This window comes from Paenibacillus antarcticus (assembly GCF_001637225.1).
GTDB classification, from domain to species: Bacteria; Bacillota; Bacilli; order Paenibacillales; family Paenibacillaceae; genus Paenibacillus_AQ; species Paenibacillus_AQ antarcticus.
On record NZ_LVJI01000016.1, the window covers coordinates 243,152 to 259,137 of the forward strand.

The 15,986-nt window shown below is 41.0% G+C and carries 11 protein-coding genes and 1 riboswitch; of the genes, 6 read left to right on the forward strand and 5 right to left on the reverse strand.

Annotated elements, in window-relative coordinates:
• Positions 1 to 118: 118 nt before the first annotated feature.
• From PBAT_RS12610 to PBAT_RS12620, 3 genes are all read left to right on the forward strand, one after another.
• Positions 119 to 622, forward strand: coding sequence for a DinB family protein (locus PBAT_RS12610; RefSeq protein WP_068650044.1), 504 nt, complete (start codon positions 119 to 121; stop codon positions 620 to 622).
• An 87-nt stretch (positions 623 to 709) separates the two neighbouring features.
• Positions 710 to 819, forward strand: a riboswitch (TPP riboswitch).
• A 101-nt stretch (positions 820 to 920) separates the two neighbouring features.
• The gene (thiC, locus tag PBAT_RS12615; protein ID WP_149466239.1) at positions 921 to 2,690 is read left to right on the forward strand and encodes a phosphomethylpyrimidine synthase ThiC; all 1,770 of its coding nucleotides are present in this window, start codon (positions 921 to 923) and stop codon (positions 2,688 to 2,690) included.
• Between the two features lie 292 nt (positions 2,691 to 2,982).
• Positions 2,983 to 4,206, forward strand: coding sequence for a glycoside hydrolase family 16 protein (locus tag PBAT_RS12620; RefSeq protein ID WP_068650046.1), 1,224 nt, complete (start codon positions 2,983 to 2,985; stop codon positions 4,204 to 4,206).
• Between the two features lie 80 nt (positions 4,207 to 4,286).
• Here the strand turns inward: PBAT_RS12620 and PBAT_RS12625 are convergent, their stop codons facing one another.
• The gene (locus PBAT_RS12625) at positions 4,287 to 5,411 is read right to left on the reverse strand and encodes a Gfo/Idh/MocA family protein (protein WP_068650048.1); all 1,125 of its coding nucleotides are present in this window, start codon (positions 5,409 to 5,411) and stop codon (positions 4,287 to 4,289) included.
• Positions 5,408 to 7,168 (reverse strand): DUF4091 domain-containing protein, encoded by a 1,761-nt coding sequence (locus tag PBAT_RS12630; protein ID WP_068650050.1) that lies wholly within the window; start codon positions 7,166 to 7,168, stop codon positions 5,408 to 5,410. The genes PBAT_RS12625 and PBAT_RS12630 overlap by 4 nt, the downstream gene beginning before the upstream one ends.
• A 145-nt stretch (positions 7,169 to 7,313) precedes the next feature.
• Here PBAT_RS12630 and PBAT_RS12635 point away from each other — a divergent pair, with 145 nt between their 5' ends.
• Positions 7,314 to 8,165, forward strand: a complete 852-nt coding sequence (locus PBAT_RS12635; RefSeq protein ID WP_068650052.1) for an AraC family transcriptional regulator — start codon at positions 7,314 to 7,316, stop codon at positions 8,163 to 8,165.
• A 14-nt stretch (positions 8,166 to 8,179) separates the two neighbouring features.
• Here the strand turns inward: PBAT_RS12635 and PBAT_RS12640 are convergent, their stop codons facing one another.
• Genes PBAT_RS12640 through PBAT_RS12650 form a run of 3 tightly spaced genes read right to left on the reverse strand, consistent with a single transcriptional unit; the run spans position 8,180 to position 12,322 of the window.
• Entirely contained in the window at positions 8,180 to 10,054 is a 1,875-nt protein-coding gene (locus tag PBAT_RS12640) for a right-handed parallel beta-helix repeat-containing protein (RefSeq protein WP_068650054.1), read from the reverse strand.
• Positions 10,055 to 10,059: 5 nt separating this feature from the next.
• Positions 10,060 to 11,403 (reverse strand): carbohydrate ABC transporter permease, encoded by a 1,344-nt coding sequence (locus PBAT_RS12645; RefSeq protein WP_068650059.1) that lies wholly within the window; start codon positions 11,401 to 11,403, stop codon positions 10,060 to 10,062.
• Between the two features lie 16 nt (positions 11,404 to 11,419).
• Positions 11,420 to 12,322: a carbohydrate ABC transporter permease gene (locus PBAT_RS12650; protein WP_068650061.1), complete on the reverse strand. Its 903-nt coding sequence runs from the start codon at positions 12,320 to 12,322 to the stop codon at positions 11,420 to 11,422.
• Positions 12,323 to 12,607: 285 nt separating this feature from the next.
• On the opposite strand from PBAT_RS12650, the gene PBAT_RS12655 reads away from it, so the two are divergent.
• Both PBAT_RS12655 and PBAT_RS12660 read left to right on the forward strand, forming a co-directional pair.
• Positions 12,608 to 13,975, forward strand: a complete 1,368-nt coding sequence (locus tag PBAT_RS12655) for an extracellular solute-binding protein (RefSeq protein WP_068650063.1) — start codon at positions 12,608 to 12,610, stop codon at positions 13,973 to 13,975.
• Between the two features lie 112 nt (positions 13,976 to 14,087).
• The gene (locus PBAT_RS12660) at positions 14,088 to 15,980 is read left to right on the forward strand and encodes a cache domain-containing sensor histidine kinase (RefSeq protein WP_068650064.1); all 1,893 of its coding nucleotides are present in this window, start codon (positions 14,088 to 14,090) and stop codon (positions 15,978 to 15,980) included.
• The last annotated feature ends 6 nt before the right edge of the window (positions 15,981 to 15,986 follow it).

The window sequence follows — 15,986 nt, forward strand, 5'->3', positions numbered from 1 at the left end:
TTTGAAATATTATTAATTGAAAAAGGTTTTTTATCATAAGAATAGAATTAGGATTTGGGATATATTTACTTATTGTTGAGGTATCAAATATCAGAAAGAAAAAGGAGGGAATTCGAAAATGACGAGTCCAACAATAAAAATGTATGACTACCACGTCTGGGCAAACGGAGTGATAATGAATCGTATAAAAGAACTTCCACAGGAGATTTATCATAAGGAAGTTCAGAGTGGTTTTTCTTCCATTTCCAAGGTGATGACCCACATCTACCTCGTAGATTCTGGATGGTTTGATATTATCTCAGGGAAAAGCATGAATGAAGCATTTGCATATGCAAACGCAGTAAGAGAACAGTTGGAAGCAAACAATATTGAGGAAATGGAGACCCTCTTACTCAATTTATCCGAGAGGTACAAAGTGTTTATCAACCTTCAAGAAGATTTAGATAGGGAAATTGTAGTTGATAATCCATATGCAGGGTTGCTTGAAACGTCACCTTCTGAATCGATTCTACATGTTGTAACGCATGGATCATATCACCGTGGCAATGTAGCAACCATGTTAAGACAATTGGGACATACCTCTGTAATGCAGGACTATGGACTTTACCTATATTCACAATAAACTGAGAGTTTCTTTCAATCAAATTTCTCTTTTGTGCAATAATAATTGTGGATATTATTTACTATTACGTTATACTCAATGTAGCAATTATATCGTCACGGGAGCTTGGTGGGACCAGGCTGAGAGGATAGTTATAACTATCGACCGTCAAACCTGATCTGGATAATGCCAGCGGAGGAAATGGAGTTTTATTTCTATTTGTCTACTCTAAGGGCTGCATCTTAATCAGATGCGGTCTTTTCTATGGAGTAGACTTTACTCCGCTTGATCAAATCACCTTTACTTAGGAGGAAATGAGATGACAAGTGAAATGAAGAATGACCCAATCAATTTATCAGCTTTTCCAGCAAGTCAAAAAGTATATGTAGAGGGTTCGCGTCCAGACATTCAAGTACCGATGCGTGAGATCAAGCTCAGCCCAACGTCAGGTATTCATGGCGAAGAAGAGAATGCACCGATCCACGTCTATGATACAAGTGGCGCTTACACAGATGCTGATATTCACACCGATATCCGACAAGGCCTACAGCCCAACCGTTTAGGGTGGATCGAGGAACGTGGAGATGCAGAAGCGTACGAAGGAAGAACAGTGAAACCTGAGGATAATGGCAATGCAAACGGAAAAACCACGGCGGAAGTATTTCCAGCACTTCAAAGAAAACCTCTAAGAGCGAAGAGAGAACATAATGTCACTCAGATGCACTATGCTCGTAAAGGCATCATTACAGCGGAAATGGAATACGTCGCTATTCGCGAGAACGTGACACCTGAATTTGTACGAGATGAAGTAGCTCGTGGTCGAGCGATCATACCAGCGAATATTAATCATCCTGAGAGTGAGCCTATGATTATTGGACGGAATTTCTTGGTGAAGATCAATGCCAACATTGGGAACTCCGCTGTATCTTCATCTATCGAGGAAGAAGTGGAGAAGATGAGATGGGCGACACGTTGGGGTGCAGACAACATTATGGACCTATCTACGGGCAAAAACATTCACACGACACGCGAGTGGATCATTCGCAATTCTCCTGTTCCGATTGGTACAGTACCGATCTATCAAGCTCTGGAAAAGGTGAGTGGTAAAGCAGAAGAATTAACGTGGGAAATATACCGCGATACACTCATCGAGCAAGCAGAACAAGGGGTTGATTATTTCACCATTCATGCAGGCGTTCTGCTTCGATATATTCCGATGACAGCAGAGCGAATGACAGGTATTGTTTCAAGAGGTGGATCGATTATGGCTGCATGGTGTCTTGCACATCATCAAGAAAATTTTCTATATACACATTTTGAAGATATATGTGAGATCATGAAGACGTACGATGTCTCTTTCTCCCTAGGGGATGGATTGCGTCCGGGTTCGATAGCTGATGCTAATGATGAGGCACAATTTGCTGAATTAGAGACGCTAGGTGAATTAACGGCAATTGCCTGGCGACATGATATTCAAGTGATGGTCGAAGGGCCAGGGCATGTACCAATGCATTTGATAAAAGAGAATATGGATAAGCAACTTGAAATCTGCAATGAAGCGCCATTTTATACATTAGGTCCACTTACGACAGATATTGCACCGGGTTATGACCATATTACCTCGGCTATTGGTGCAGCGATGATCGGTTGGTTCGGTACAGCTATGCTTTGTTACGTTACGCCGAAGGAGCATCTTGGTCTACCGAACAAGGAAGATGTACGTGAAGGGGTTATCACTTATAAAATAGCAGCCCATGCCGCGGATTTGGCAAAAGGTCATAACGGAGCACAAGATCGCGATAACGCGCTTTCCAAAGCCCGGTTCGAGTTCCGTTGGCGAGATCAATTTCATTTATCATTGGATCCTGAACGAGCGCTCGAATATCATGATGAGACGTTACCTGCTGAAGGAGCCAAGACAGCTCACTTCTGTTCCATGTGTGGACCGAAATTCTGTAGTATGAGGATTTCCCACGATATCCGTGATTCCACGAGAGCCCTGAAACAAGAGGAGCAGGAATCAATAGAGGTAGGGATGCTAGAGAAAGCAGAAGAATTTAGAATAGGCGGTAACGTCATTTACAAATAACATATTGTCAAGATAAGTGCGACAGGACCTCCGGGAATGATTCGTAAGCGGTCTCGAACTATAATGTCGTTAAATTAAAAACCCAGTTGTAGCATTCTCATGCTGTAACTGGGTTTTTATTCCTTTATCTATTGATATACAACACTAAGTTTATAATAAAATAATGAAAGCGATTACAAAAGTTGATATAAAGAACGTTTTGTTTATTTTACGTCCTTATTTGCTACATCCTCTTTTGTTATTATGATCTTGTAACTTTGAAAGACTGATAAAATTTAAGGAGGCAATGGTAATGAGAAAAAGGATTAGTTTGTTTTTATCCTCAGTCATGTTGGGGAGTATATTGTGTGTGTCATATGTTCCATCTGTATCGGCAGCCGGGCCTGGGGGTACCATTTGGACGCAGGACTTTTCTAAGAGCGATGAATTTGACAGCTTGGATCTTAATAAATGGGACACTTCATTCTGGTATGATATTTCTGGTGTCTTTGCATTCAATTCGAATAATGTTGCAGTGTCCGGTGGAAACGTTAATCTTTCAGCTAAAAAAGAAAATTATAATGGAAAGTCTTATACCTCAGCCGTGCTAAAATCAAAATTTCAGGTGGGAGGAGATTCTTACACTGAGATTAAAGCCAAAATGATTAATAAAAATGCTAATGTTACCGCTGCACTCTGGTTATCTGATCAACCGGCTCAATGGAGCAATCCGAATATAGAAATTGATATAATGGAAAGTTTAGACCCAGACGGTGCACCTCAAAGAGTCGAAAGTACTCTTCATACTTGGCCAGTAAGCCCTGATTTCCACTTTGTTGCAGGGAATAAAAAATACAATGCGCCAGCTCCTTTAGACAATGACTTTCATGTTTATGGATTAGAGCGAAGAGACGGGAAACTTCGGTTTTATTTGGATGGGGTTAAATATTGGGAATATACTGCATCTGTAATTAAGGAATTTGCAACACAACCTAGAAACGTTATTTTTAGCATTGAAGGACATGCTGGAAATCCTGTAGATGCATACTTGCCTTCTGACTTTCAGATCGATTATGTAAGGGTGTATTCAAGTACAACTGTCGAAAATCCAGGCTTTGAATCCGATGGCGGACAGAATCCGACGGGATGGCTGGAGTCAGGTGATATAGGGGCGAGTTATGCTGTTCGTCATGTAGGGGGCACACATAAGGGGAATTATAAGCTGGAGCATGCAGCTAATGAGCCTTTCGTTGTAAACACGTATCAGAAGAAAATTGGATTGGAAAATGGACTCTATACGATGAAGGCTTGGGTTGCCAAGAGCAGTACAACGAATTATAATTCGTGCAAGATGTATGTCAAGGATTACGGCGATATAGAACGTTCAACTAACGTTAATGGTACTGGCTGGAATCAGATTGTCATATCTAATATTAATGTAACTAATGGACAGATTGAATATGGCTTTGTTACAGATTATAAAGGTGGGACTGGAGATTGGGCCGTGTTTGATGATGTTGAGTTTTATAAGCAGTAATAAGCATTAATTATAAAAAGAGGCTATTCTATCGCGACCATGATAATGGTTGTGACAGGATAGCCTTTACTTATGATTAACTATCGTTCCCAATTTATATTGCAGAACGTGTTGGTGTTGGCTGATTCATTCGCTTTTAAGCACAATAATGCACTAATCAAACCATCATCTAACGAATTTTGAGACGGATCTTGCCCTCGCATAATTTGGATGAAGTTTTGGAGAAGCTTTCTGTCTCCGCCCATATGTCCTTCAGTATTCGCATCAAGCTGATAGGTTTCAACCCTAGCATCATGATGCATATAAACTTCTAATTTATTCGTATACCAATCAAATTCTAAAGTTCCCTTATAACCGAGCAAACGCGCTCCGCGTTTCTCTGCTCCTCGACGTGCGAAAAAGTTCTGTGAGTAGGAAATATGCATCCCGGACTCATATCGAATAAGTGCGCTGCCCGAATCTTCGTTTCCAGTATCTTCAGCGAAGCAACAATACTCTCCAATCTGACTAACGATCGTACTTTCAGCGCAAGTATACTTTTCATCACATTCCGTGCATTTGAGTTTGGCGGGTTTGTTTCCTTTGAAGATCTGCTTCGATTTCATTGCACAAACGGATAAGGGCTTATTAGATCCAATCAAATAGTTAATATAGTCGAAATCATGTGTTGCCTTTTGCAGGAATAAACCTCCGGTAATTTGTTCGTCTCGATACCAACTGTGAAAATAGACACCTCCGTAGGGAACGTTATTCACTGCCTGTACATGCTCTACGGTGCCGATTTTGCCAGAATCAATGATTTCCTTGGCCAGTCTGATCATTTCGGTATGACGAAGAGGGAATGAGACGACAACTGGTGATTTCGAAGCTTCATATCCTGCCTTTAATGAAATTAAATCTTCTAAGTTCGTTGCTACCGGTTTTTCGAGAAATAGCGGTAAATTTCTCTTCAGCACTTTAAGTGCGATTTCCGTATGAAGATCACATCGTGTACCTACCATGACGCCATCCAATTGCATCTGCTCAAGCATTTCATCTGCATTTTCAAAAAACGTGATAGATTCCGATTCAGCACCCAATTTTGTTTTAATCTCCTCATGACGAGGATCTGCGATAGCAACGATATGGCAATCAGCATCCATTGTGGATAGCATGACATGAAGATGCTTAAGGCGAAGCCCATAACCAGCTATTCCAATTCTCATATAGCCTCTCCTTTTACGATTTCAGTAAGAATCTCAGAGATGATGTCCTCGTAGTCCTTATTCTGTAATGAAAAGAGTTCTTCCTTTGTTTTTCTTGCGCTCGGATGAAGCTCATTTAATGTTGTCCATAAGAATACATTTTTCATCTTTTGCTGTATCTTCTCGCGATCTCCGCCTTGATTGATATAGCTATTGAAAATTTCATAATCCCGAATACCCTTTTGTAATAATTTATATCGTAAGGATAGTAGGGGGTGACCATTCCTACCGGGATAGACGAAGTTAGTATCACCCGCTGGGAAGAAAGGGTAATGGTAGGAAATCTTATTCAATGGATCATTAGGCCACACGGTATAATTCCATCTTAAGAAACCATCGATGTTCATGTGGAAGGCGAGCCAAGGAATAAGTCTGCTCTCTAACAAGTGTGAGCGTATGAAAGTGTTAGGAATTTCAGGAACACAGCAGACATAATAGGACATTTTTCCTTTGATCTGGTTCTTCAATTCCTGAATTCTCTCGAATTCATTAGCAATGCAATCTAGAACCGGGATATAATCCATAATTCCTTCAATATCTTGTTCTATGAAGGAAGCATGATTAATGGCTGCTTTATATTTAAAAGAGGGTGCCATTTGTTTAAGCTCGTTAAGTCTGTGAGTGAAGATTTCCGTATCTGAGGGTTCATCAGCGATGACTCTCACGATATCGATCCAGCCTTTATCGATGAAGTTTTGTTCTAAAGCTTGAACATATTTCTCTAAATCTTTTTTATACTTCACAAACTTGTAGGTATTCGTGCTCTCATCCCAATATCTAATTCGGATGGCATCATTATAATCTTCAATAACACTTCCGAGACCAGCATCTTCAAGAACCCAAATGTTGAGCAATCCGAACACTTCGATTTCTTGTGTTATTCCATGCTTCATTCCTAATTCCACATATCGATTCAAGGCATTGAAGTCAAAGGACCATTTGCCATTTCTTAAGAGCGATACGTTTACAATATTATATTCGAACATGTTCGCGGGATCGATTCGATCATAACTTGAGGATTGCCCTGACCAAGGGATTTCCGAGACGATAACCGATAAAGCCTTCTGCCCAAGATCAGCCAAGGAGGAGATATAGTTCTCCATGATGGAGAAATGTTCATCACTCCACAGGGCTAAGTCGTATTTTCTCGCGATATTAGAATTGTGTTGCCATAAATTCAGGTTGAATGAATAATCCGACGCATCGGTAAGGGTTGTATTCACGACTTGGATGTCGAAAGATAGCTGTCTAATGATGACCTCGTCTTCGAACAATCGATGTCCAAATACGCTTATCTGAGGATTATAAGTTCCAGGCTCAACATCTTTATCGATCTCTACTTCGATCCAGATAGGTTGTACTCTTCTACCATCAACATGGATGAACGGCTGCTGCAGAATGATATCGGACTTTAATTGCCGATCATCATCTTCCACAAGACCAATAAGATTAGCTTTAATGCTTCCTTCCTTTAGACCAGGTACTTCAACATGTACGCGGACAATATCGATGGGTCTTCTTTCATAGAAGCAAGCATCTTCATTGACTGATATCAACATTTCTTGCTCGGAATAGACAAGAAGTTGAACGGCAGCACGGTCATTCTTCCCGCATACAAGAGATGTCTCCTTATTCTCGTCAAAAGGGAGCTTGAAATTGTTCACTGCACCATGTACATACTTATAGCTTGCATCCTCTAAACCCAGTGAAATATTCATGAAGGGCCTCCATTTAAATTAAGTATTTGATAGTTAAAGTATAGAACCTGCGAAGTGAAAACCATATGTATATTTCCCTTGTGAATATGGACAATTCACGTATCTATCTGTGATTATGCTAGAATATATTTAAAGAGGTGACGAGATGAAATATTCAAGCGCATATCGAATAGCGGATGAAGATGATAGGGGAACTCTTGATCTAAGCAGCCATCTACTCGTAAATTCCGTTGGATTTTACGAGTACGAGGCTTATTTTAAAATGTCTCATAGGAAAGAAGGGCGTAAGGACTTTTATCTCTTTTATAATTATTTCGGACCGATGACAGTACGTAGTAGGGGGCGAGAACATATATTGCAACCCGGAAGTCTATTTGTATATCGCCCACATGAAGAACAGTACTACGGTCATTACGCCGAACGGAAGTTTATTTCCTACTGGGTGCATTTTACCGGTTACGGTGTGGAAGAGGTTCTTCATACCGCAGAGTTGGCCGAAGATGGCCCTTATTTTGTAGGAATTAATAATGATTTAGCTGAAATGTTCGAAGATATTATGAATGAACTACGTGATAAGAAACCTGGATATGAGCTTGCATCTGCCTCACTTCTGTCGTACTTGTTATCCATTATATCAAGGCAGATTACGCAAGGTTCGGATGTTCAAGCCAACAAAAGCCGTACAGAAATCTATGAATCTATTAAATATATACACGATAACTATGCGCAGGAATTATATGTGGCTAAGCTTGCCGAAATCGCGTACCTTAGCACCGACAGATATACAACGCTGTTCAAGATCATGATGGATACGACGCCGTTGCAGTACCTCATTAGATTCAGACTGGAGAAGGCGTGCGAGCTGATGAAGCATACCCACTTAAATATCCAGCAGATTTCAAGCCGTGTAGGCTTTGAAGACCAGCTTTATTTCAGCAGAATGTTTAAGAAGTATTATCATGTAACCCCCTCTGAGTACCTTGCAAGGTTTAATTAATTAGCTTAATTAGCTCAAAAACCCACATTATGCTCAATGGTTATGTTACGAGTAGAGTCGGCATCTGCGAAGATTGTTTTGTCATACTGGACAGTCGTGGTGACACACTTATTTAGTGTGACTGAAACATCACTTGCATTAACAATATGAATGACTCCACTATAGAACTCGTCATAAACAGGTGTTTCTTGTTGACTTGACCCGTAGCTATGCTGTTCAAGTGGAATCTGATTAGAGTTGATGATGGCATTCCTTCGGACGCTCACATTTTGGCAGGAAGAGAGGAACATCGCCATCCTAGGGCAGTTAATGATCGTATTATCCTCAATCCATATATTATTGAAAATGGGGAATGAGGTTCTGCCGCCTGGCAAATATACGCCCATATAAATGACGGCCATCTGCCACGCATTAAGATCGCAGTTACGAAAGATATTATGCCGAATTGCTAATTGATGAACGCCAGTTCCTTCAGACCATCTGGATTCACAGCCAGCTTCAATCTGAATGGCCGCGCCTTGAATGCTATCGAATATATTGTTTTCTACGATACCGTTAGAGCCATGAATTAATACGCCACGGGCACGATTATTCGTAAACCGATTATTACGAATGATGAAGTGGTTTGTAGAAAATCTGCGATTGAATAGAACGGTGTTCTCATCCAAATGCTCTGGCAGTACATCTTTGAAAGTAAGCTTGCAGACGAACTGCTGCTCATCGTAGGTTATCCCGGTTAGTTCAGAGCTGAAATCCATCGGGGATAAATCGGGATTTCGCAGCTCAACGAGATCATCTACTCCGAATAGTAGCGAGCTTTTTCTTACACGCAAAGCTAGTAGCGTATAATCATCAAGACGCCTGACGCCCATCGTTGTGTTGTCATGAATGTTGATGCAGTCATCACCTGCATAACCGAAGTCGCAATCCTCGATAATGAAATATCCTTTAGAATTAGCGATATGAAAGCAGTCAGCTGCAGTAGAAAGTGATCGATCGGTGCCTGGACGAATAGTCACTTTACAGCTCTGGATATGGATGTGATGGATGTTTCCATTACCGACAAAGCCGCTTCCAGGACATGAGTAAAGTATGACATGATCAACTGTAATATGGCTGCTATCGAACAAGAAGATGGCTACCGTATCATACTCATAATGCCGTAAATTGTAGCATTGACCTTGCTTCATTCGCTGAGCGGTCCAATCGGAGTCCGTAGTATAGAAACGCATCGTGTTGGAGTGTATTTTCTCTATGCCGAGAATTACATTCGATAGCTCTCTCACTAGCTGTTGCATTTGCGAATCTGTTTCTTCTTGATCGCTTGTTATTGCATGCTCGTTTTTGTAAGGACGGTATTCGATGCCTCCAGGCGTTCCGGGGGAATAGAGGACAGGGTCATAGGGGCCGACGATGCGGATCGGCCAATTCTCGGGTATTTCTTGATACGTTGGGAATGCCATGTCGAAGTAAGCACCATTCGTCTCGAGGTGTGTAACTACGCCCACGCTAGATAGCGGGGCGAGCTCCCAGTTCCAATCTAGAACAAGGTTACACAGGCGAATTCGGGTGGAATTGACTACCCGGATGTACATTTTCGGATGTTCAAATATAAGCTCAGATCCGCAACCTTCAACAGTGAAATCAGTTAAGCCATCAAGGGTAAGATAAGCCCCATGAGGTGGGTCAGAATGAAAATAATAAATTCCTTTCGGAATGAAGAGACTCGAAGCACCAATGGCTTTACAATGCTCGATCGCTTGTTGAAAGGGCTGCTGATTGCACACTTGTTGTTGGGTTGATGCTCCAAAATCATGCACGTTAACAGTTATCTGGTTATTACTTTGAGGAAGATCAATCTGAATATTTAAATTTTCATAGGTTAACATGGTCTCTACCCCTTTACTCCGGATGCCATAATGCCTTGCTTTAATTGCTTCGAGCAGATGATGGTAAGTAATATAACGGGTATGATCGTAATGAGAGAAAGGCCAAGAATAAAGTTTTGTTTGGTGCTACCGTTCATAGACAAGTTATAAAGTGCTACGTTAAGTGTCCATAGTTTCTGGTCTTCTGTAACCATCCATGCCCAGAAGAAGTCATTCCAGTTCCCAATAAAGGTTTGTAGGGCAATAAGCGAAATAATTGGCTTCGAAAGCGGCATACAAATTTTCATATAGAGATAAAAGTTTTTGGCGCCGTCCAGTTTAGCTGCTTCGAAGTAGTCTCCAGGTATACGGTCGAAAAATCCTTTGAATAAATAAATATAAAAACCGAATGGATATAAGAACGGTAGCAGTAATGCAGCGTAGTTGTTATAGAAGCCCATATCCTTATACATGATTAACTGAGGTAGCATAATGGAAGCGAATGGAATCATCATCGCTCCAAGGAAATAGAGAAGAACAATGCTGCCAGCCTTTGGACTAAGTAGACGAGATATGACAAAGGCGGAAATGGAGCTTAAGATTACTTGTGTAACAATAGCCCAACCGATCACGATGAATGAATTAAGCACAAATGTTAAGAAGCTGTATTTGGCAATCATAGGATTGTCTGCATACACATACGATGGCAACTGGAAATAGTATTTGAAGCTTTCGAGAAGTAGTAAATTATGATTGGACACACCACTGCCAATAAACTTGCCGTTTGTTTTGTAGCTATCGGATAGTAGACTTGTCAATGTTGGTGAGTAACTATCGTCAAGATGATCCAGCTCTGGCACTCGATCAAGGCCCTTCGGATCAAATTGATAGCCAATGGAATCATTTGCTCGGATATAACGATCACCGTATAGTAATACATCGGACTTCACGACAGAGCTCTGGTACACACCGAAATCTCGGATTAGCTCTAGCTTCATCTTGTGAGCTCTGGAATAGAAGATCGTTTTGTTGTTCAACATTCCATAGACTTCGATTTCAAATATAGACTCTCGTGGATACTCATAGTTGGTCGCGAACATCGCAAGCGCATTATCTCGCAACGCTTTGTCCAGAAGTTCCTGGTCACTCAGTTCGCCCAGACTAGAGTAGTCGATGACAATAGACATGCTTTGTGCTGGGTCGGGCAGTAGCTTAGGCGGTACATCATAAATTTTAACGTTATCCTTAGCTGAGTTGCTTATCGTATACATAAATGGATACAGCATGCATACTACAAATAGAATTGTGATGGTGTATGCGGTGAATCGGAGCAATCGCTCCGAGCCAAATTTGCTAGGTTTCTTATTCATTCTAAATGGCTCCTCTCTAATCACGTTCAGTACGATCAAACTTCATTTGAATGGCAGTGATGATTGCGATGACAAGTAACAATATCGTAGAGGCTGCGGATCCTCGGCCGTAATTAAAATCTTGTTTGAATGTATTGAAGATGTAGATACCCATTGTCGTTGAAGCGCCGCTTGGGCCTCCAGATGTGTACATGAAAGGGGCGTCCAACATTTGCATCGCAGTAATGACTGCCATAACCAATTGGATGGAGATAATGAATTTGATGTTAGGTAAAATCATATAGCGAATGCGCTTCCAACCGACACAGCCATCGAGCTTAGCAGATTCCACAATATCTGGTGAAATGCCTTGAATAGCTGACAAGTACAAAAGAACACTTATCCCGCCTCCCAAGACGCCTGGGAAAATAATGCAAAATTTCGTCCAAGCCGGATCACTAAGCCATGCTTGGGGCTGCCCACCGAAAAACTTGAGGATTTGATTCGCGACACCGTAATCAGGATGCCAGATCCACTTCCAGATGATGACGTTGACGGCAGTCGGAATGAGTGCCGGTAAAATATAGAGTGTTGTAAACACATGTTTCCAGCGAATGATTTCGTTCAGAAATAAAGCCTGTATAATAGGAATAAAAAATGTCATGGCGATACTTAGAAATAGGAAAATAAAGGTGTTGTTCCAAGCATCCCAATAGTATTGCGTAGAGAACATGCGAGAATAATTGGCAAAGCCGACAAACTTACCAGGAGTATTAATGGGATCGTAGTCAAATAACGAAATATAAAATGCTTTAATAATTAAGTAATACTTGAGCCAGGCTGTCAGTAGAATAGGCGCCGCGAGTAAAAGCCATGGTGCTAACCTATTTCTCCAAAAGTATCCTCTCGAATGTAATCGTGTTTGCGATAAGTTAACCACCGTAAGAGACCTCCATATATATAGTAATGATGCTGCATTCATAGAGTACCAAGGGATGGATGTAATTGAAACGATACATAATTGACATCTATGAGCTGTATTTTCTACTTCCTCATGAGCTTGGATGTAGGCGTTGTTATAATATTAAAAGTGCAATCATGAAGTTGATTTTAGATACCATTATGTTCAATTTGATACATATTTCTTTGGAGAACTGTGAGCTATACTTCTAATCACACCACTGATGTTGCTTTATGAAATCCTAAAAAAATGGAGGTCTATCAGATGTTCAAAAGAATGCTTAGCACATTATTTGTAGTCTTGTTAGTTGTTTCTACTGTAAGCGCTTGCGGAGGGAGTGGAAACAGCAATGAATCGTCATCTACTCCTGCACCATCCGCAACAGAGCCTGCAGAGTCAGCTAAAGATCCAGAGCCAGTAACTCTCACGATGTGGGTGACAAGTCGAGAGCAGGATGATTTTACAGCGCAGACAGAAAAGGAATTCTTGGACAGCCACCCATATATCACCTTTAATAAGGTTGTCAAGGAAGGCGATCCCGGAAATGAATTCTACCAGGCAGTTGCTGCGGGTAATGCGCCTGATTTCGTGAACGTATCGTTCACGATGATGGATAAGTACATGAAAGCCGGCATTCTGGAACCACTTAACGGGTATGTTGACAAGTGGGACGAATGGAACAACTTCAGCAAAGAATATGTAGATATGTTTACTTCGGACGGCAAGCTTCAAGGTATTCCTCAAATAGTTGCACCGATGCTGTTTGGATATAATAAAGCGCTATTTACTAAGGCAGGCATAACTGAGCTTCCAAAAACATGGGACGATGCCGTCGAAATTGCGAAGAAGATCAATGATCCTTCCAATCAAGTCGCGGGCTATTCTACTCTGGCGGCCGAATGGACGGAATGGTTCTTCCAGTATTATGTTTGGCAGGCAGGCGGTGACTTGACGACACAAAATCAAGACGGCACGATCGAGTTGACATTTACGGATCCTGCGGTAATTAAGGCTGCGGACTTCTACAAGCAGCTGCGTTCCACAAAAGTGTTGCAATCGGATCTCACGCTTAAATTCGACGAGGTAGTAGGTAAATTCGCCCAAGGTAAAATAGGGATGATGCCGTTTGCAGGAGATTGGGTAAGTTGGGTGATATCTCTTGGTATGAAGCCAGAGGATATTGGTCTAATGTTGCCTCCTGCGGGCCCATCTGGCTCTACCAAGACAGCGATTGCGGGAAGCGTCTTCGCTATTAATTCCAAAGTAACGCAGGATAAAAAAGATGCCGCTTGGGAATATATTAAATTTCAGATGTCCAAAGATTATTTGGTTCGATATTATGAGAATATTGCCAGTAAGGGCGCAGGCAACCCGATTGTTATGGTCAGAAATGATATCAATATTACGGACTACTACAATTTCCCGAAAGAGTACGAACAAGTTCTCAACGATGTAAAGTCAGTAGGAAGACTTGAATTCTACGGTAAATCCGAGTTCGGTATTTATATCGACCGGGTAGTGCAGAAATTATTGTTCGATCCGAACGCGGATCCTACCAAGGAATTCGAAGCAGCTCAGAAGCTGGCTACCTTAGAAGCGCTTGACGGATTCAATGAAAAGGCCAATAAATAAAATAGAGTCAGGGAAAAGGACTGCTAAGACAGTCCTTTTCCCTGATTTAATGGTATATAATAGAATAGATTTCAGGTTCATATTAGGTATTAATTAAAGCAGGTGAGAGTTCATGATTGGGGTATTGCGTAACCGCTTTTTCAATTTTTCACATAGGGTTATTAAGATATTGCGTAAAATCAATATTTTTCAACGACTTATTATCGCATTTCTGGTTCTCGTCATATTGCCAACAATCTTCATTACATTGTTTACGTACAATAAATATGTGAATGAAATCGAAAATAATATGGAAAAGTTTATTTCATTACTCGTCCAAAATGTGAACGTCCAAATTACCGACAAGCTGAGCTCCTTTGAGCAATTAGCGGTTCAATTTTATTCCGATAGTACGACTGTAAGTAAGCTGGAAGATGGTGTCTCTGAGAGCAACCGGGTGATCATTGGACAAAAACTGAACATGATAGCCCATAATAATGGGTATGTGGCGAATATGCTAGTGATAACGCCTCGTGGCCAATACTCTATGATGGATGAGTTTGGCAACAGAAACGGTGGGTATATCAGGGATATAGATCGGTTTCGAGAGAGTCAATACTATACAGAGGCCATTGAGCTGCACGGTTATCCGGTTTGGTTTGATACGAGTAAGGTAAGCGATGTTTTCTATAGGAGCGAGAGTATTAAATACGGAATGTCAGATGTAATCACGATGACTCAGGCGATCTATAATATAGAAACTCGTGAATTTATCGGTGTTCTTGTGATGAATGTCAATATCAGCTTTCTCACGGATTCGTTGAAATCTTACGCTTTTTATGGAAGCGGTAACACATTCTTATTCGGTCAGAATGGCGCAATTATGGGTATTAATTTGAATATATCTGAGCCTAATTTCTCTAATGTTAGAAATATGAATCATCTCATTTATCGAGTTCCGGAAGGCTCCTATAGTGGAAAGATAGACGGTACTAATGTGTTCATGGTATACAAACTCGTTCCCTATACGGATTTGTCCGTCGTTCACATCGTAAACAAAGACAGATTGCTTGAGACAGCATTTAATATACGTAATCTATGCTTGACAATTGTAGCTTTTCTTATTGTATTGTCCGTCGTAGTTGCCTATTGGACAACGGTTAGCATATCGCGTCCTCTGAATAAGTTGATGAAAGCAATGAGAACGTTTACAGAAGATAAATTCGTTGTTAACTATGCCGCTTCTGGAAACGACGAAATCACGGTGCTCGGAGAAAAGTTTAATGAGATGGTCTATAATACGAAAGTACTGATTGACAAAATATATGTGGCCGAAATTAAGCAAAAAACATTGGAGCTGAATAAGACGAATGCGGAGTTAAATGTTCTGCAAATGCAAATTAATCCGCATTTCCTCTATAACACACTTGATATTATCCGATGGGAATCAATGTATGAAGCCGGTGGAGAGAGTAAGGTAAGTCAGATGATTGAAGACTTTTGCCGACTTATGCGGATGACGATCAAAAAGAGCGAAGACATGATACCTATCTATAGTGAACTTGCACACGCTCAAACGTATACTGAAGTTATAAATTTCAGAAATAGGGAAAAGATTGCGCTGACGATTGATTGTTCCTTTGACACAAACGATTACTATATACCGAAGCTTACCATTCAGCCGTTGATAGAGAACGCTATTGTTCACGCATTCGATGATATAGTCTCTCAAGCGAGGATTAGTATTGTGGGTTCAATAGAGAGTTCGGATATTGTGATTGCTATTACGGATAATGGAAAGGGAATGGAACAGGGTCAGCTAGAAGAACTACAACAATTGCTGTCAGGAGATGGGGAACTTAAAGAAAGCATAGCTCTAAATAATGTGAATCAAAGACTGAAGCTACACTTTGGAGAACGCTTCGGACTGAATGTTAGTAGTGAGTCTGGTGTGGGTACCACTGTTCTTGTTAGATTACCTATGAGGCAAGGGGTACAGAGTAGGATGACTCATGCAATTGAATAGGAGGGG